Source organism: Lactococcus petauri, assembly GCF_002154895.1.
Lineage (GTDB): Bacteria > Bacillota > Bacilli > Lactobacillales > Streptococcaceae > Lactococcus > Lactococcus petauri.
Genome location: NZ_MUIZ01000004.1, coordinates 165,350 through 183,869, shown reverse-complemented (window position 1 = coordinate 183,869; position 18,520 = coordinate 165,350). Strand labels below are relative to the sequence as shown.

Sequence of the window (18,520 nt, the reverse complement as noted above, 5' to 3'; positions counted from 1 at the left end):
GTTCAATTTTCACCCAATTTTTATCATGAAATTATAAATAAAAACGGCTAGCTGCCGTCTTTATTTTCCTTATTATTTTAAAGTATTTTCAAATTTATTTTTGACCTTGTCTAGCGTTTCTTGGGTAACAAGTTGGGTCTTGTTTCCTGAGATTTTAGTCGCATGGACGTTTATTTTACTTACCTTAAGCGCCTTATTATAGTGTTTGACCATATTCATAAAATCTGGAAAGCTGATGTTAGTATTGACAACCTCAGGAAAACTTTTCAGAATCGCTAAAGAGTGTCGCGCAAGGACAGAAGGCTTTTTCAAATTCTCAAATGTAGCAATAGCCACATCTTGTAGTCTCTCTGTATAGCCCTTCTGATCATTAGAGTTAAGCAAGCTGAGATAAGCTGAAACTTCATCCGCTGTTTTTAACTGTACAGACCCTTGCTCAAATTTGAAGCCTTTGGATACAAAAGCTGTTGTATTCTGCACAACGATTCCCCCACTAGCCTCAACCAGTTTCCCCATGTTGTCAAAGTTAATTTCCACTACTTTATTAGTTTCTGTACCAAAGGTCTCATTAAACTTCTTACTGACTGCTTCTGCTCCACCCTGAGTATAACTTTGATAAAGCGTTGTTTGATCTGGAAAAACTAAAAGAGGTTGGACATTGATCAGACTTGTCTTTTTTAGCTTCGCATTTGTAGAAGTAAAGCTGGAAGTCATAAGCACTTTTTCATTATCTACACGAGCTGTTCCAAGAATTAAAGTCGTAAATGTTTCTCCTTTCTTTAAGTTTACCGGATGTGCTTCTGCAAGATGCAAAGTATTAGCCTTATTGATAGCTGTTTTTGAACTTTGATAGAAGAATACCCCTAAGCCAGTAAAAACAAGTATCAAGACAAGTAAAGTAATACCGATAACTTTAGGAAACTTACTCTTTTTTTTAGTAGTTATTTTTCCACTTGACCGTCTATAAGTTTCTTTTCCCATAACTCTCTCCTTATTTAAGAATGATAAAATCATTAACTGAGCGTTGATCCTGACTCGGGTATACTACTTCGCCCTTGAATGCCATTTGACTTGATCCGCCGCCGTCCAGAACCACTGCATTTTTTAAATTCAACTCCTTAAACTTATTCATAATCTGATCATATCCTGTACTTGTATCCGAAATAATAAGGTAAAGGTTATTCTGCGCGTCATTTGCTATAAAAGAGTGAATCATCCAATTCACTGAACCATCATTTTTTTGAATTTCACCATCACGGATTAGCACCGAACCGAAACTGAAACTCATTTGCCCACCATTTTCAATGATTGTTGAGGCGGGTACAGAAGAGTCATAGATTTGACTACTGCCGTCGTTATTGATAACAAAGGCATTGTTAGCTCTCTTATCTGAACCCCAATCCTTAAAAAGTTTCCCATTGTTCATCTGAAAGCCTGTGATGTGCATAGTGCTCATATTAAAGCCAGAAGCATTCATAATTAAAGCCTCAGGATATTTTTGCATCACTTCTTGCAAAGTAAAAGCTGGAGCATCAATTGAAGTTGCCGTTTTTAATACTTCAACATTGTTGGCTTTGTAAATTTTAAAGCTACCAGATGAAAGGTCAGTAAACTTGTCGCCTCCCTCTTTCGAGTTTAGTTTTATCGTGCTAGCTTCCCCTGTATCTTTGACAATACTTTCAGAAGACTTGACTGCTTCTTTCGAACTGTTGGAGGCAATATAACCTGACTCTTGATCAGTATGTTGTACACTTTGAGCTTGACCATGGGGTTCTTCTTGTTTTTTAGGAGTCATAATTATAAATGCAGACCAGCCTACAATTAGTAGAAGGCCAAAGCTAATAAACCAACCTAACTTCTTTCGTTTTTTTATCGTTTTCATATCTCTACTTCCCTCATATTTTTCTCTACTGTTTTTTCAGTCATAAGATCTTCAATCACCTTAAGCACACGTTCTGTCGCTTTGCCATCACAATAGTTATAGGTTTTCTTGAAAAAGAGAGCTCTTTCCTTTTGGTAGGATGTGCTATCCGTTGCCTGGAGCGCTTGGATAAGTTCACCTTCATTAAAAGTAACCTCTCCTGGAAATTCTTGCAAGTAATCGATTGTTAAACCTGGTTTTTTAGAGTAGCTTTTAAAGTCGGGCACATAAGCGATGATGGGTTTATCAAAGACCATCCAATCCACTGCAATAGCCGAATAATCGGTTATCAAAACATCCGTGACGCAGAAAATCGAGGAGATCGGTTCTTCTTCGATGAAAAGGACATGAGGATTATTCTCATAAGCCGAACCCGAAATAAGTGGATGCGCCTTGTAGATAATGACATAATCTTCACCCAAGGCTTGGTGCACGCGCGCCAAATCAATCTTGGCTTCTTTAAAATATGTACTGATCCGTCCACGAAATGTTGGGGCATAAGTAATGACTTTTTTATTAGCCAAAACAGGATACTTTTCAAGAAGTCGTACTTTGGTGTCTTGAACAAAATGGTCATCGAAGATTTTGTCATTGTTAGGAATACCTGTAACAAGGACATTTTCTTCAGGAAGATTGAAAGCTTGGGCATATACTCCTTTGTAAAAGTCGGAGTTGGCGATAGTATAATCGTAGTTTTTAATTTCGTAATCCCTTTGGACACAGTTGCCAAAGTTTTTTAGAGCTGCAGTGGCGTGCCAAATCTCTAGGACTTTGACTTCTTTACGATGGGGAAACTTGGAAATGACAAAGTTGTTATAGTCAATGATCACCAGTTTTGAACTTTGAAGGACGAAAAGTTGACGAATACAGGCAAAACTATACTGGAGTTGACCTAGGAAAGTGGGCTGGAACTTGAAAAGCAAAGTTTTTATCTCGTACTCTTGCTCGGTGCTTAACTCATCATGCAAAATTTTGAAATCTTTGGACAGATTTTCATGCTCAAGTGAAATGAAAGTGATACGGTTTTGATGGACACGACAGAGAAAAGTGAAGGGGTAGAAGAGTGCCAAAATGAAGGTTAACACGATGGATTTAAGTTTCATTAAAAACCTCACTTACAATTTTTTCACAAGCACTACCATCATTCCACAGATTAAATCTCTCGTTAAAAGCGCGCAGCCTTTGGTAGTCAAAACAATCATCTTTAATCATTTTTAGGAGTTCTTCTTCTGTTTTTACGACATCATTAGGTAAATCATCAGGGACTTTGAGATAAAATCCTCGTAATTCTTCAGCATAATATTCAAGATCGTACATATAAAAGTAAATCGGTCTTCCAAGTTGTGCATAATCAAAGAACACACTTGAATAGTCTGTAATCAGGGCATCACTCACCAAGTAAGCCTCGTTAATATCCTGATTTGGATCCATGAAAAACACAAAATCGCTTAAATCTTGAGGTATATGATAAGTACTACAAATCAAGTAATGCGGTTTAAACAAAACAACGTAGCCTTCTCCAAGCGCCCTTTTCCATTTGTAAAAATCGACCTTTAATTCAAAGGTGTAGCCTGTATTACTATAAGCATTATCTCGCCATGTTGGAGCATAAAGAATTATTTTTTTATTTGTTGGCAAATGATACTTCCTCTTTAATTCTGCGATCTTTACAGGATCTGGATGCACCAAACAATCAACACGCGGGTAACCAATATGGAGCATTTTTGGCTGCGGAAAAGCGAATGCCGTTTCAAATACCTGAGCCGAGAAGGGACTAGAAGCGATAAGATAATCCCAATGCCTCCGGTCCTTATCATAGGACTTTACCATCTGTTTGTAGCTTTGTTTGCTTCGATAATAAGTTGAACCATTATCTATGATGTCATGCCCTAATCGCTTCAAGGGAACGCCATGCCAAGTTTGTAAGTAAACTTGGTCTGACTTCTTATAATAATAAGGTGCCATTTTGGAGTTGAAGATCCAATATTTGGCTTTAGAAAGATAATAATAATATTGAAGCGAGTTAAATTTTACCGTTTTTGCTCCTGCTATGACTTGTTTTTTTTGGAAAGCCCAGATGAGTTGATAATCAGAAAACTGTTCCGAATCTCTCATATATTCAAACAGATAGCGTGGATTATCCGAGTAGGATTTCCCATTAAATGAGGTCAACAAAATAATCTTTGAATTTGTCTTAAAAACTACTCCTAAAATAAACAGAAAGGGGTACATTATTGTTCTTATAAAAAATAGTCTTAGTCTCGCTAATAAAATCAATATTGTCCCTTTCATTACATTCTAAATAAATTTTTTACCTACTATTTTAACTAACTGACTCATTGATAAATTTGTAGAAAAATCTTCTGAAATTTCATAAATCACTTTTTGAAAAGTATCTGTATTTTTTACTTTACTTAAAGCTTTTAATAAAGCATTGATATCTGTTTGTTCCGTTTTTCCTAAAATTGCTAAGCTTTTAGTTATAGATACTTCACTTAAAGTTATTAAACTGCACACCTCAGGTAGTTTTTCTACTTTATAAAACTTCTTTCCTTGAAAAGTATACATGCTACTATCAATTTTCAAATATAAGTCGGTTGCCTTGCGATCATGAGGGTAATTATTTTGGTGATGCTTGAATAAATAATCAACTTGTTTCAATAGTTTTATTAATTTAAGCGGATTAATAACCAATCCTAACTTTAAGAGAATCTTTTTTATATCGTTCATTTATTCTTTAATATTAGAAATATACATCTTCCCTAAATCTTGTTTGATACTTGAAGATGAAGTTTTACCACGTGGGAAATACATGATTTTCAACTCAGGAAATTGCTCCTTCAAGAAGTCAAATTTTCCTTTCCAATCATCACCCATGACAAAAATATCCACCTCAAACATATCGATATAGAGTGCTTTGTCCTCCCAAGATTGCTCAGGCACCACAAGGTCCACATAACGGATAGACTCCAAAATATACTTACGGGTTGCATATTCTTGATAAGCTTTTTTCCCTTTTTGGGCATTGAATTCATCTGTCGAAAGCATGACGATAAGCTTATCGCCAAGGTTCTTGGCATTGCGTAACATGTCTACATGGCTTTCGTGGAGAATGTCAAAGGTACCTGCAACGAGGATGCGTTTTTCTTTGTTCATTTCTTTACCTACCATTATTTTGATTTCCGTCTTAATAATTTTTTTAAAAGAGGTATAAATTGAAATTCCTCTTCCCAACTTCTCACTGCTTCGTCAATTCTTTTCGAATTTTCACCATCATAAAAAGTAAAGTATTTCATATGGTAGCTCAATATTTCTGGTGTATCATTCTTAACAATAAAAGCTTTTATTTTTTGTAATAAACTATCTGCGTCAAATACAACTATTTTTGATAAATCTTTCTCCATATTTAGATAACTTCCTTGAAGGTTTAAATACTCCTCTTGGTCAAATTGGAATAAAAGTATTGGAATATTATAATAAAGCGAATCCCACATAATACTACTATAGTCTGTGATAACTAGTTCACTTGATCGTAATTCCTCATCTAATGGATGTTCATCTTGATATAACACTTTTATATGATCACTACTTGATGTAAAATACTTTTCGAATTGAATGAATTTAGGGTGCATCATAAAATGTAAAAAATAATCATATTTACATAAAATATCTTCTAAAATCTCAGAATGAATTAAATTATAATACTCTTTATAAAAATTACTTTTCAAAAATTCTTCGTGTGATAAAAGTTCTAAGTGTGTACGCCACGTGGGCATAATGAATATTTTTTTTTGTTTCTTTATTTGTTTTCCGTTGTCCCAGCGTGCTAAACCTGTAACTGCAACTTGTTTTTCATCGTAACCTAAATGATCTAAAACTATATTCTTTTCAACAAATGAACTGGTAATAAATAAATCTGCATGATTTAGTTTATTATTAGCGAAGAAAGTTCGATCCACTTTCTTTAAGCCTAAAACGCCATGTTGTAAAAACACAAATGGCTTCTTGTTCAAGAAAAAGCGTGCAATACTTTGATTGTGTCTCCATGCATAAGCATGTCCCTTAGACTCTGAAGCAATAAAATATTTTGAAATAACAATCAAAAGAATGTGTTTAACACTCATAAAATAAACTATATTTTTTCTGAATGGAGACAAACTTGATATGTCAGGTGAGTCTTTTTTTATAATATAGAATAGTTTATTTTTTCTATTATTTTGCACATAAGTAAAATAATAGAAGGAATTATCACGCGCGTAATTAGAGAATTTTTCGTATATAAGCTTTGAATCCTTATAATACCAGTAAACAAAGGGCACTAAAAGCAAAGCAACTACTTCTTTTAATTTATACCTAATTGCATCATATTCATCAGTTTCTCGTATCTGTAAAGCTAAATATCCTCCAACTGCAAAATATGCTGTGATTAAATATTTTTTTCTAACATTTATTACTGTTTGATATTTCAAATGTAACCAATTTATCGCTTGACGTTGTAATCTCGAATGATTACAGATCCTCTGATATTGTTGCTCTCCATTTTCATTTTGGTATTCTAGGTAAAGATCATAATAGAGACTAAAAGGAGATATTGCTTTAAGCGGTAACAGAAAAACTACTTCTGTATCCGTTAAGGAACTTGCTGATACAGTAAACGAATATTGTTCATCTTTTCGAGACTTCACATATAATAAAGTTTTGCTTAGTTCTTTGGGCACTTTAACCTTGATTTTAACTTGTGTTTTTAAAACTTTAATAGTTTTTACTGTTATTTTAGTCATTAATAAATATATATATTATTTCCTCTACTTTAAAATATCTCTTACAATTTTTGAGTTAAAATATCAGCAATATTTTTTGAGGCATTACCATCTCCATAAGGATTACTTGCATGACTCATCTTTTCATACTCATTTCTGTCTTCAAGCAAAGTTTTAAACTCTCTATAAATCGTTTCTTCTTCAGTACCTACAAGTTTTAAAGTACCTGCTTTAATTCCTTCAGGACGTTCAGTAGTATCACGCATTACTAAAACAGGTTTGCCCAAGGATGGTGCCTCTTCTTGAATTCCACCACTATCAGTCAAAATCATATAACTTCTCGCAAGAAAATTATGAAAGTCAATAACCTCTAAAGGTTCAATCAAACGAATTCTATCATTATCTCCTAAAATATTTTTAGCAGTAGCTCTAACTTTAGGATTTAGATGAATTGGATAAATGACTTTTACATCACCATGTTCTTCAACAATACGACGAATTGCTCGGAACATTTGTTCCATTGGTTTTCCCAAATTTTCTCTACGATGTGCTGTGATCATTATTAACCGACTATTTTCTACCCATTCTAATTGTTGGTGTTTATAATCTTTAATTACTGTTGTGGCTAGGGCATCAATAGCTGTATTTCCGGTCACATAAATATCAGAACTATTTTTTCCTTCTCTAAGTAGATTTTGCCTAGAAATCTCTGTAGGCGCAAAATGGAATTTCGCGGTTAAACCTACAGCTTGGCGATTAAACTCTTCTGGAAATGGAGAATAAATATCGTAAGTTCGTAAACCAGCTTCAACATGGCCAACTGGAATTTGGAGATAAAAGCCAGCTAAAGATGCAGCAAATGTACTGGTTGTATCACCATGTACCAATAATACATCCGGTTTTTCCTCTTCTAAGATTGGTTTTATTTTCATTACAATAGCTGAAGTTACATCAAATAAAGTTTGATTATTTTTCATTATCTCCAAATCATAATCTGGTTTTATATCAAAAACGTGTAAAACTTGATCTAACATCTCCCTATGTTGCCCTGTCACACAGACTTTAACATCAAAATTAGGACGACTTTTTAGCTCATTAACCAAAGGACACATCTTAATTGCTTCGGGTCTTGTGCCAAATATTAGCATTATTTTTTTCATTTTTTCTCCTTATTCTTTATTGTTTTCTACTTTCCTAAATATAAAAATGTCTTAGACTCCAACTGAAAAAGATTTTTATCTTTTGTTCGTTTATTGGAAAGAATACTTTTTAATAAATTTTCAATGAATTCCACATTATCCATTACCATTGGTGAGTGCTTTTTCTTTTCAACATTAATTATTAGAGTAGATGAAACGCCACAATTAACTATTTTTTCTGAAAATTGTTTTGTTTCTTTAAATTGTTCATCTGTCACACCCGTATAAAAGAAAATTGTTTTCTTTCGTATTATATTTAGAGGATGAATAAAATTATTGATATCATTCATAGTGCTCTCATTTATATTGTCCTGATTTTCTGCATAAATGAGCGGTTTAAGCATTGAAAGATGTTTATTAATATATTCTGTAATATTTATTTGAGGGACCAAGCTAAAAATTTTATCTATATAAGGACTTAATAAACCATGAACCAAAGCTCCTGTACCTCCTTTACTACTTCCAAAAGATATCACCATCTGATAATTTTTCTTACTTACAATACTTTTAATTTCTTTCTGTATATCATCTATAATATTTTTTCCAAAATCACTGATGTACCAGCCATATATGCCAGAATAGTGGTCTTCAATATAATAGAAATCTGCCTCTTCTATTTTTTTAGTCCAATTAAACCAATTATATTTCTCATGGTAGCGTCCAATTTCCTCATCGGTTACCTCTTTATTGATATAAGATGTTATAGCTTCTTGTGGAACTCTTCCAGCAGATTGAAACACTATTATTAATTTATCTGAATCATTATCTACATATTTACCAGACATGATTTCCCTCCAAATCTTAAATAATTTTTTCTGTTTTTAAGTAATCTACAATTCGTTCTGTATTCTTATTATCGGAAAAATTATTTATTTTTTTATATTTATCTATGAAAGCTTCCTCCAATTGAAACCCTCTTCTCTCTGCATTAAGTACTGTTTCAATAAGTTCTTGTTCAGTGTAGGCTATTGGACCTGGAGCTGTATCTTCATTTAAGGACGGCTGTGCCTGATACTTCTCTATCAGCATATCCTTTTCTTTCCACCAAAAAATAGGATAAGCACCACGATTGATAGCATCATAAATCGCACTAGAATAGTCAGATATAAATATTTTTGAAACTGTTAATGCCTCTGAAGGATTCGTACAGATATTTTCTTTATAATTTGGAAAATGATCCACGATATAATCAGCAAATTTATTATGTGGTACAATCAATAGTTTTTCTAGTAAATTATTTTCCTCAAAGGCTCTAATGACTGAGATAATGTCCCGATAATAACTGGTTTCTTCTAACCTATTTTCATAAACTAAATGTTCTTCCCAATATCTATAAGTTGGCATATATGAGTAAAATTTCAGATCATTAATGACTGGATAATCAAAAGTCGCCAACCCACTTAGGAGAAGATCATCAGGTTGATATCCCACTTTATAAAATTCTTTTGCTTCTAATTTCGAACTAATAACAACTTTTTTTAAATTTATCTTTATATTCTTTTTATGAAAACCAGCAGCCATTGGATTTTCAATTGGCTTGGCAAACATAATCCCATGTTGCAAAAATATCAAGGGCGTTTTTGTAATTTTGCTTCTTAGTTTATTAATAAATATTCTGTCGTTAATAAGATGATTTGAAAATTCTGTGCTAATAAAGTGGTCAGCATTATATATCAAGCTGTAGTGCTTTAAAGAATATTTTTTTACTAATTTGTTGCCATATTTCTCTTTAAGCAGTGGGAAGTCTTTACTTCTTCTATCTAATATAAAATAGTTTTTCGAAAGAGTATTCTCTGCCAAGACTTTATCAAAAACCTTAATTGCAGATTCATCTGCTTTTTTTGAGAATTTTTCAAAATATAAATTTATCGGAGCTCTATCTCCTTTTTTTCTTGTAAGACTTGCAATATTCTGTTTCAGTATGTTTGAAAGCGAATATTCTTCTGAAAAAGGTAATATTGTACAACTTGTCCCTTCACCCACATTTCCTCTGAATATTACGATATTGCTATTAATTTTTTTTCGTGCAAAAACTTCAAAATCTTCTTTTAAATAATTCTTCATATAAAGGGGATATAGTTTTTCTACTTCATTACCTAAATAAAGTCCTCTATGAATTTCTTCTGTATCTGTTAAAAATTCTATTGGTATTTTTGCAAAGGCAAAACTTTTTCCTCTACCAGTAGATAATCTTCGAAAACTGGAAATAGGTTTATCATTCCCTTTAATATAAATATAATCGTACTCCCCTGTAAACTGCCTATATGTATTACTATATTTTCCGTATATAATAACTGTATCCTTCACAAAAGATACCTTAAGATCTGATTTGATACCATAAGCCTTCTTTGGACAACAGGTTAAATAGTTTTTTCCTTTATAGGAATATATATAGAAGCATGTTTTGTTGATTTTTAACTTAAGAACTATCCCTATTGGAAGCTTTGCTTTAGAGCCTCTAACTTTTATACCATGGTCTTTTTCAGCTTTTCTAAAATCAAAATTATAATTTTCGTTTTCATACATAAATTCAATATTTGATCTATTATTAATAGTTACCTTTTGAAACCTTGCATCTATCTCTTCAAGAAATATTTTTGATATAGATAACTTCTCTTTATTAGGATAGTAAGTAATAAAAATAGCTTTATTATTATATTTTATTGAACCCAGGATTTTTTTATTTTTTATCGGAAGCTTCATTTTATACCATTCATTTTGCTGCTTCCTTGAAAGGAGTCCGTTCACTCTCTTTCCTAATAATCGCTTTCTACCTTCGTGAATATAAAGCGTCATTGAAGCAATACCTGTTTTATTTATTGTAAGATGTTTATCATAAATTTCAATGTGTTTATCAAAAAAGTGATTTTTATCTCTAATTTTTTGTTGTACAGATATTAATTGTTTTTGTTGTTCAATAACATAAAAAAAGTGAGTAGAGTTAAAGGAAACTTGTGCTATTATTTTTTCATTTTTATAGAGAGGCCCCTCTCTGAAAGGAGCTTCTCTAAATTTAAAATAACTTAAATTACCTTCACTACTAATAATTGATATTCCTTTACCTTCGTCTTCTATCTGATAATCATAACCTAATTTGCTATTAATAAATAATACTTCCACTGTTTACTCTTTTCTAATCCTTAGTTTATAAATAATCTGAAATTCTATCTCGAATCTTCATATGCATATTGGCTCCTATTATTAGTAAAATTATTAGCAACAAAATAAAGCCCACATTATACATTCCTTTTTCCCAAAACCATGCTCTTCCAAATGCTATATCCCTAAACCCTTCTATTAGATAATAAAAAGGATTAATCAATTGTGATTGAATCAAAAATTGAGGAATAATTTTAAAATGATCCAATGAAAAAATGACACCTGATCCATACATTAAAAATCTAAAGATATAATTCAAAAAGAATTTAAAATCAGGAAATACAACTTCGATTGAAGAACATAAAAGTGACATTGCTAAGGAAAAAATAATCAACATGGGGAAGTAATATAGCAATTGCAACCAATACATGGATGGATAGTAGCCTGAAAACATTGCAATAATTAATCCCATTCCCACCATGATGTATAATTCTGTTAAAAAGCCAAACATTGATGCTGTAGGCATAATGCTTACAGGGAATTTCATTTTCGCAGTCGTTTTAAATTGTGTAGAAACACTCTTTGCTCCAGTTACAATAACATGCTGCATAAAAGAATATACGCCCATACCAATAAACATCCAAGGCAGTGGGGGAAGACCATCTGGAGCCGAGCGGTTCATCAATACGCCAAAAATAATATAGTTGATGGCAAGTTGTACTAGAGGATCCAAAATTTCCCATATACGTCCAAACTTATTTTGCATCGACGTGCTTTTGGTACTGTATTTTGATAAATTGATAGCTATAGGAAAATATTTAATCTGCTCTCTAAGGTAAAGAATTGCATCTTTCATTATTGAATTACCCCTCCATCTGGTTGCTCTGTGGTTGCATCGGCTGCTGTTGTTGGTAAATTTATAGTTTGACCTGGTCGGATAACATCAAAGTCAATTCCTGGATTAACCGCTTGAATTGCATCCACAGTTAAGCCTTTACTTTCAGCGATACTTCCTAGCGATTCCCCCGCTTGAATCACATATGTTGTTTCCTCTGATGAACTTGTCGCTGTGTCTGCCTCGCTTGTACTTGCAACAGTTTCACTTGTGCTTAATTCCGGAGTAGGTTGAGAAGTAGCATCTTCATTTTCTGAGCTTGAAGAAACATCTGTAGAACTCACTGTTGTTTTATTCCTTTGTTTATTTTTACTAGATACATCCTTCGGTTTAAAAAGGTTTTGTGAGAAAAATTTTACGGGGTGTTGGACTGATTTTTTCAATGTCGTGTTACTCAAAGAGACGAGAGTAATCCAGAGAAAAACCAGCATACAAAGTGCCACTACTATTTTTGAGAAGAAAGATAGTTTGTGATTGTCTTTCTTCTTTTGCAAACTTTGGGTCACTTCACGATTAACACGACGACTTTTCGAAGAACTTTGACTAATAATTTCTTTTTTTAACTCCTCAACAGAGTAATCAAATTGGGCTTGACGTTGTTCTTGTTTATAAGCTTCTTGTTCTTTTTTTGATAAGGATTTAAACCAACGGACAAACTTTTCATACTCTGGTATAACTTCCTCTGGTGTTCCATATGCCTTGACTTCTCCGTAATTCAACCAAATAACGCGATCACTCCACTCTTTAACCGTGCGCATATCATGTGAAACCATCAAGATTGTTTTCCCTTGGTCCCGAAATTCAAACATTTTCTTTTTCGATTTGTCCACAAAGGTTTTATCACCAACAGAAAGTCCTTCATCAATAATCATAATGTCAGGATCTTGATGTACCATGATAGAAAAACCCAGTTTTGCCTTCATACCTGAGGAATACGTTTTAACGGGTTGGTCAATAAAAGGTCCAATTTCAGAAAAATCAATAATATCCTGCATTTTGGCTTTTATTTCCTTATTTTTCATACCGACCATCAAGCCCTTCAGACGGATATTTTCACGTCCAGAAAGATTGTTTTGCATGCCTGCATTAGCTGCAATAATCGAAACGTCACCATTAATTTCAACTTGTCCTGTAGTTTGCGCAATTTGACCGCTAATGATATTAGAAAGTGTTGATTTTCCTGCACCATTCAGCCCAATGACTCCGACACACTCTCCTTCAAGTATTTCAAAGCTTACATTACGTAAAGCCCAAAAATCTTTCTGACTTTTTTCATTTGCGCCTATTAAAGATTTTGCCTTGTTCCGTGTATCTTTCACCGGCAGCATCTCAAATTTCTTCGACAAATACTCGGCTTTTATTTTGCTGTTCTTCACGTGTACTTTTTTCTCCTTTGACATTTCTGTCCTACAATTTCAAAAACATCTCTTTAAATAGCAGAAACTAAATACGTTAAAAACGTATTTTCCTCGTATAAATTTTAATGATTTTCTGTCTTACCTAAAATAATTTCATCGTAGGTAATATTAAATAATGCGAGAATTCTTTCTAACTTTTTTTTAGAGATCCGAGAAGAATCTTTCTCTAAATCGTCAAGCTCACTGACAGTCAAATTCAATTTACTTGCAAGTAATTCCTTTGACAAACCTTCTTTTTCTCTCCAACCTTTTAAAGAATTCTGTTGCATAAAAACCTCATTTCTTAATTTGAACATAAATGAACACAATTATTTTAATTATAATACGTTATAAATGAATAATCAAGGCAAACCCGCACTATTTTTCTTGATTGCGTTTGTGTTTAACGCTATAATAAATACATGGATACTCAAGAACATCGCGCTATTATCGCAACTAATATTAAAAAGTATCTTCAGATGAGCGGTATAAAGCAGAAAGATTTCGCTTCTAAAATCGGGATAGTTCCTTCTACTTTATCAGATTACCTTAATATGCGAATCACACCTTCACAAGGTGTAATTCAAAAAATGGCCGATATTTTGGGAGTTGAAAAATCTGATATTGATACTACCTACAAAAACAAACTCTCTCTTAACCTTGATCGCCTGATTGACGAGGCTCTTTTCTATAAAAAAGAAATAATTGAAGAGAAAGATCGAGTATTCTTAAAAAGGACACTCGATGCTTATTTTTACTCTAAAAACAAGGATTAAACTGGGGAAATAAAAAACTATCTCAACAGGGTAGCTTTTTTTATTTACACCATTATATAATGTCTCATTAATTTATTTTTGCGGAATAATTGTACAAAGTGCATAGAAGTAAATAACTTTACTCTAAAAAGAAGCAAGATTAATCTAAGCTTTTCATTTGTGATATAATATTGTTGTTATCTGTTCTCTACTTTTCATAGGAAGAGATTGGAAATCTATATTATAAATTTTTATATTAGGGGTCATCATTACACGATAAAGTTCTTCTTCTTTCGAAAAAGTATCTTTTTCATAGGGATCCAATAATATAGGAAAATTAAAAATTTAAGAAAGCAGTAGAAAATATATTTTGAACATTAATGATTTTGATTTTAACTTACCAGAAGAACTTATCGCCCAAACACCTCTTGAAAAGCGTTCTGAGTCAAAGCTTTTAGTCTTGGATAAAGAAAGCCATTCTATGGAAGATAAACACTTCTATGATATTGTGGATGAGCTTAATCCTGGTGATGCCCTTGTTCTCAATAATACACGTGTCCTTCCTGCACGTCTTTATGGTGTTAAGCCAGAAACTCAAGGACATGTAGAGCTTCTCCTTCTCAAAAACACTGAAGGTGATCAATGGGAAACTTTAGCTAAGCCCGCAAAACGGATGCGCATTGGTCAAGAACTTTCTTTTGGCGATGGACGTTTAAAAGCAACAGTTGTTGAAGAATTGGAACATGGCGGACGTATCGTTGAATTTAGTTACGATGGTATCTTCCTGGAAGTTTTAGAAAGCTTAGGCGAAATGCCACTTCCACCTTATATTCATGAAAAACTAGAAGATCAAGAACGTTATCAAACCGTCTTTGCAAAAGAAAACGGATCGGCTGCAGCACCAACTGCCGGCTTGCACTACACACCTGAGCTATTAGACAAGATTCGTGCTAAGGGTGTTCATGTTGTGGAACTTACTTTGCACGTAGGCTTGGGTACTTTCCGACCAGTGAGCGTTGATAATATTGAAGAACATCATATGCATAGTGAATTCTATCAATTGTCTGAAGAAGCTGCGGCAACACTTCGTGCTGTTAAAGCGTCTGGCCATCGGGTAATTGCTTGTGGTACAACCTCTATCCGTACATTAGAAACGATTGGAACAAAATTTGATGGAGATATTCAAGCAGATTCTGGCTGGACAGATATCTTTATCAAACCTGGCTATCAATGGAAAGTCGTTGATGCTTTCAACACTAACTTCCACTTGCCAAAATCAACACTTGTTATGTTGGTTGCTGCTTTTGCGGGGCAAGATTTTATCCTTGAAGCTTACCAACATGCAATTGATGAGCACTATCGCTTCTTCAGCTTTGGCGATGCGATGTTCGTAAAATAAATGAGTTTTCTTAATTTAGCACTCACTAAGGATTTTATTTCTGTGCTTTCAGATGGGCAAATTACCGAAAATGAGCAAGCTATTCGTACACATTTTAAAAAATTTTATGTGAGTCCCAATGGCTTTTTAGTGGGGATTACAGGTTTTCACAAGATAAGTGAAGAAATTCTAGTACAACTCCATTATCAACCGCAGCTTATGCCCCTCGAAGCTCAGGAGTTCCTTCTCAGCGCATTGCTCCGTTATAAGGACAAACGCTACGGGCTAACTAAAAAAGTTGCCTACAATGCTGTAATTGCCTTCTTTAGTAATGGACAGCCACAAGCAAGAACCTATCATATTGAAGAAGGAATACTTTCAACGAAGGACTATCTTGGTTCAAGTTTAATTTCCTTTCCTCCTGATGATATTGACTTTGATCCTAATAAGCTGGTTAGCACTTATCTAAAAGATGGGCAATCTCTCCTACCTAAGATACAGTTGTTGCAGCGTAACGCCCTTTACCGGATTGCAGAAAACTCAAAGACTGTCAATAAAACAGTCTTCCAAGAAGTAATAAAAAAAGAGACTTATAGCTGAGTCTCTTTTTTATTTTACCCATATCCAAGGGATAATATGCCAAATAAATCCCAATAAGATTGAGAACATAATAATAAACAAGATATAAACAAAATACTCCATACCTTCTTCTACTTTTTTCCAAAACTTTTTCATTTTGTTCGTTCCAATTCTTTATTTACTTCTAGATAAATCCCTGGTCTGTAGCTAGTTCTAACCGTCGGTACTCTCTTGGGAAGAATTGACGTAAATCATCCATGTTATAACCAACTTGGACTTTATTCTCATCTAAAACTATCGGTGAACGAAGTAGGTATGCATTCCGAGATAAATATTCTAGACCTTCATCCAGATTCATTTCTAAAAGCATTTCTAAACTATTCTGTGTCTGTGGATTACTCATGCTCGACCGTTTAGTAATCGTCTCAATTCCTCCATCCATATAGGATAAAATTTTTTGCAAGTCTTGCTTAGAAATTTCACCAATTCTTTTCATATCTACATTTATTTTATACTTTTCAAACCATGACTTTGCTTTTTGGCTAGAACCGCAGCCTTGTCTATAGTAAAATTTAATCATACTTTCCTCCTGTATTCTTTAAATAAGAAAATAGGAAGTGACTTATTCTTCTTTACAATGAGACTCTTCCGATATTTTTGAGTTATTTTATTTCTCATAATAAAAATTATATATTAATTCTATGAGAAAATAAGATAAAGCTTGGCAAATACAAAGCACCTTTCTTTATCTAAAAAAAACTTTCCAATAATTTGGAAAGCTTTTTATAAATTATTATTTGGAAAAATAAGGATTGGTTTTAAAAAGAACATCGAGAAGTGCAACACTAACTACTGCTACAATCATCGCCTTAATAATTGCTCCTAAAATAAAAGGAGCAAAACCAATACCAAAGGCTGTTCCCCAAGGTGCACCAATAAAGAATTTCAGCCATACGGTACCAAGTACAAGAATCAAAAACTGAGCTAGAAGATTTGTCAATAAAATAGAGAAAAATTTGCGTTCAGTCTTCTGTAAAAAGTACGAAAGGAGAGGTGCTACGAGTACAAAGGAGAATAAAAATCCACCTGTTGGACCAAATAAAGCGCCAATTCCTGATGCTCCTCCTGCATAAACAGGCAAACCAACTGCTCCTAAAACGAGGTAAATCAGTAATGCAAAAAAGCTCTCACGAGGCTGTAGCAGCGTTGCAATAAGCCCAATAGCTAAAGTTTGAAGTGTTATGGGTACAATCCCCACAGGAATAGCCAAAGGAGATAGTACTGCAATAATCGCGGCTCCTAAAGCGATCAGAGTAATAGAATATGTTTTAGAAATTTTCATAAAAAAGTCCTTTTTTGTTTTATAGATAAAATTATATCAACTTTTATAAAAGAATACAATCTTAAACTTTATGATTTATTAAAAAAACAGCCTTTTCAGCTGTTTTTTAATTTTAATATTCATCCATCATATCCATAAAGTCATCAAATAAATAACTTGCATCATGTGGGCCAGGAGCCGCATCTGGGTGAAATTGCACCGAGAAAGCTGGATAACGTTTGTGACGTACCCCTTCAATCGACCCATCGTTTATTTCTACATGGGTAACCAAAAGATCTTCTGGTAGATCATCTGATGATACGGCATATCCATGGTTTTGGCTCGTAAAGTCAATTCGGCCTGTTGCAATTTCTCTGACAGCATGGTTAAAGCCGCGATGGCCAAACTTCATTTTATATGTTGTTGCGCCATTTGCTAGACTAAAGAGTTGGTGCCCCAAACAAATTCCAAAAATCGGAACTTTACCTTGAATCTGTTGAATCATTGTTACAGCTTCTGGTACATCTGTTGGATCCCCAGGTCCATTAGTGAGCATGACGCCATCTGGATTCATCTCTAAAATTTCTTCCGCAATCGTACTATGGGGTACGACAGTAATGTCGCAATGTCTTTTTGATAATTCACGTAAAATTGAATGTTTAAGACCAAAGTCAACAACGACTACTTTTCTGCCCGTATTTGGGGAAGAGTATGCTGTTAAAGTGCTGCTTTTTTCCACTTGATTATTAGGTAAAACAGTTGCTTTAAGTTGACTCATTTGGTGCTCTATTTCATCTTTAGCATTAACCAAAGCAGCCTTCATAGTGCCATGTTGACGAATAATTTTTGTAAGAGCCCGGGTATCAATACCTGAAATCCCAGGGATATTTTTTGCTTCTAAGAATTCATCCAGTGACATCTGCATACGCCAGTTTGATGGACGGCGTGCTGCTTCACTCACCACGACTGCTTTACAGCTTGGATGAATTGATTCGTAGTCGTCTCGATTGACTCCATAATTTCCAACCAATGGATAAGTAAAGGTCAAGATTTGCCCATTATAAGATTGGTCAGTGATGGATTCTTGATAACCAGTCATTCCAGTACTAAAAACAAGTTCTCCAGTGATATCTGTATTGGCACCAATTGCTTGCCCTTCAAAAATGGTTCCATCTTCTAATATTAACAGTCGCTTCATAGATTCCTCCAATAATTC

Annotated in this window: 19 protein-coding genes; 3 read left to right on the top strand and 16 right to left on the bottom strand. The window is 33.7% G+C overall.

Annotated elements, in window-relative coordinates; genetic code table 11:
* Positions 1-72: 72 nt before the first annotated feature.
* The 13 genes from BZZ03_RS07565 to BZZ03_RS07505 all read right to left on the bottom strand — a co-directional run bounded on the left by BZZ03_RS07565 (position 73) and on the right by BZZ03_RS07505 (position 13,561).
* Positions 73-981 carry an LCP family glycopolymer transferase gene (locus tag BZZ03_RS07565; RefSeq protein WP_086582922.1) on the bottom strand — a complete coding sequence of 303 codons (909 nt, stop codon included), beginning with the start codon at positions 979-981 and terminating at the stop codon, positions 73-75.
* Between the two features lie 10 nt (positions 982-991).
* Complete coding sequence (locus BZZ03_RS07560) at positions 992-1,882, bottom strand: phosphodiester glycosidase family protein (protein WP_086582921.1); 891 nt, start codon at positions 1,880-1,882, stop codon at positions 992-994.
* Positions 1,879-3,024: a CDP-glycerol glycerophosphotransferase family protein gene (locus BZZ03_RS07555; protein WP_086582920.1), complete on the bottom strand. Its 1,146-nt coding sequence runs from the start codon at positions 3,022-3,024 to the stop codon at positions 1,879-1,881. Before BZZ03_RS07555 ends, BZZ03_RS07560 begins: the two co-directional genes overlap by 4 nt.
* Positions 3,014-4,213 (bottom strand): CDP-glycerol glycerophosphotransferase family protein, encoded by a 1,200-nt coding sequence (locus BZZ03_RS07550; protein WP_086582919.1) that lies wholly within the window; start codon positions 4,211-4,213, stop codon positions 3,014-3,016. Before BZZ03_RS07550 ends, BZZ03_RS07555 begins: the two co-directional genes overlap by 11 nt.
* Before the next feature lie 6 nt (positions 4,214-4,219).
* Positions 4,220-4,651 (bottom strand): hypothetical protein, encoded by a 432-nt coding sequence (locus BZZ03_RS07545; RefSeq protein WP_086582918.1) that lies wholly within the window; start codon positions 4,649-4,651, stop codon positions 4,220-4,222.
* On the bottom strand, positions 4,652-5,077 hold the full coding sequence (gene tagD, locus BZZ03_RS07540) for a glycerol-3-phosphate cytidylyltransferase (protein WP_029346251.1): 426 nt from the start codon (positions 5,075-5,077) through the stop codon (positions 4,652-4,654). It abuts the gene before it with no gap.
* Between the two features lie 14 nt (positions 5,078-5,091).
* Entirely contained in the window at positions 5,092-6,702 is a 1,611-nt protein-coding gene (locus tag BZZ03_RS07535) for a CDP-glycerol glycerophosphotransferase family protein (RefSeq protein WP_086582917.1), read from the bottom strand.
* Between the two features lie 41 nt (positions 6,703-6,743).
* Positions 6,744-7,841 carry a non-hydrolyzing UDP-N-acetylglucosamine 2-epimerase gene (gene wecB, locus BZZ03_RS07530; protein ID WP_086582916.1) on the bottom strand — a complete coding sequence of 366 codons (1,098 nt, stop codon included), beginning with the start codon at positions 7,839-7,841 and terminating at the stop codon, positions 6,744-6,746.
* 26 nt (positions 7,842-7,867) lie between these two features.
* Positions 7,868-8,665 (bottom strand): hypothetical protein, encoded by a 798-nt coding sequence (locus BZZ03_RS07525; RefSeq protein ID WP_086582915.1) that lies wholly within the window; start codon positions 8,663-8,665, stop codon positions 7,868-7,870.
* Positions 8,666-8,681: 16 nt separating this feature from the next.
* Positions 8,682-11,000, bottom strand: a complete 2,319-nt coding sequence (locus tag BZZ03_RS07520) for a CDP-glycerol glycerophosphotransferase family protein (RefSeq protein ID WP_086582914.1) — start codon at positions 10,998-11,000, stop codon at positions 8,682-8,684.
* Positions 11,001-11,025: 25 nt separating this feature from the next.
* Positions 11,026-11,835, bottom strand: a complete 810-nt coding sequence (locus BZZ03_RS07515; protein ID WP_086582913.1) for an ABC transporter permease — start codon at positions 11,833-11,835, stop codon at positions 11,026-11,028.
* The gene (locus tag BZZ03_RS07510; RefSeq protein ID WP_086582912.1) at positions 11,835-13,250 is read right to left on the bottom strand and encodes an ATP-binding cassette domain-containing protein; all 1,416 of its coding nucleotides are present in this window, start codon (positions 13,248-13,250) and stop codon (positions 11,835-11,837) included. Before BZZ03_RS07510 ends, BZZ03_RS07515 begins: the two co-directional genes overlap by 1 nt.
* Positions 13,251-13,354: 104 nt before the next feature.
* Entirely contained in the window at positions 13,355-13,561 is a 207-nt protein-coding gene (locus BZZ03_RS07505; protein WP_074750195.1) for a helix-turn-helix domain-containing protein, read from the bottom strand.
* Positions 13,562-13,693: 132 nt separating this feature from the next.
* Between BZZ03_RS07505 and BZZ03_RS07500 the strand changes: the two genes are divergently transcribed.
* The 3 genes from BZZ03_RS07500 to BZZ03_RS07490 all read left to right on the top strand — a co-directional run bounded on the left by BZZ03_RS07500 (position 13,694) and on the right by BZZ03_RS07490 (position 16,004).
* The gene (locus tag BZZ03_RS07500) at positions 13,694-14,047 is read left to right on the top strand and encodes a helix-turn-helix domain-containing protein (RefSeq protein ID WP_017370431.1); all 354 of its coding nucleotides are present in this window, start codon (positions 13,694-13,696) and stop codon (positions 14,045-14,047) included.
* A 349-nt stretch (positions 14,048-14,396) separates the two neighbouring features.
* Positions 14,397-15,425 (top strand): tRNA preQ1(34) S-adenosylmethionine ribosyltransferase-isomerase QueA, encoded by a 1,029-nt coding sequence (queA, locus tag BZZ03_RS07495; RefSeq protein ID WP_086582911.1) that lies wholly within the window; start codon positions 14,397-14,399, stop codon positions 15,423-15,425.
* The gene (locus BZZ03_RS07490) at positions 15,426-16,004 is read left to right on the top strand and encodes a hypothetical protein (protein WP_086582910.1); all 579 of its coding nucleotides are present in this window, start codon (positions 15,426-15,428) and stop codon (positions 16,002-16,004) included.
* A 163-nt stretch (positions 16,005-16,167) separates the two neighbouring features.
* Here the strand turns inward: BZZ03_RS07490 and BZZ03_RS07485 are convergent, their stop codons facing one another.
* From BZZ03_RS07485 to BZZ03_RS07475, 3 genes are all read right to left on the bottom strand, one after another.
* Positions 16,168-16,563, bottom strand: coding sequence for an ArsC/Spx/MgsR family protein (locus tag BZZ03_RS07485; RefSeq protein ID WP_019293126.1), 396 nt, complete (start codon positions 16,561-16,563; stop codon positions 16,168-16,170).
* A 213-nt stretch (positions 16,564-16,776) separates the two neighbouring features.
* Positions 16,777-17,325 (bottom strand): biotin transporter BioY, encoded by a 549-nt coding sequence (locus BZZ03_RS07480; protein WP_086582909.1) that lies wholly within the window; start codon positions 17,323-17,325, stop codon positions 16,777-16,779.
* 112 nt (positions 17,326-17,437) lie between these two features.
* Complete coding sequence (locus BZZ03_RS07475; RefSeq protein ID WP_086582908.1) at positions 17,438-18,502, bottom strand: carbamoyl phosphate synthase small subunit; 1,065 nt, start codon at positions 18,500-18,502, stop codon at positions 17,438-17,440.
* Positions 18,503-18,520 lie beyond the last annotated feature (18 nt).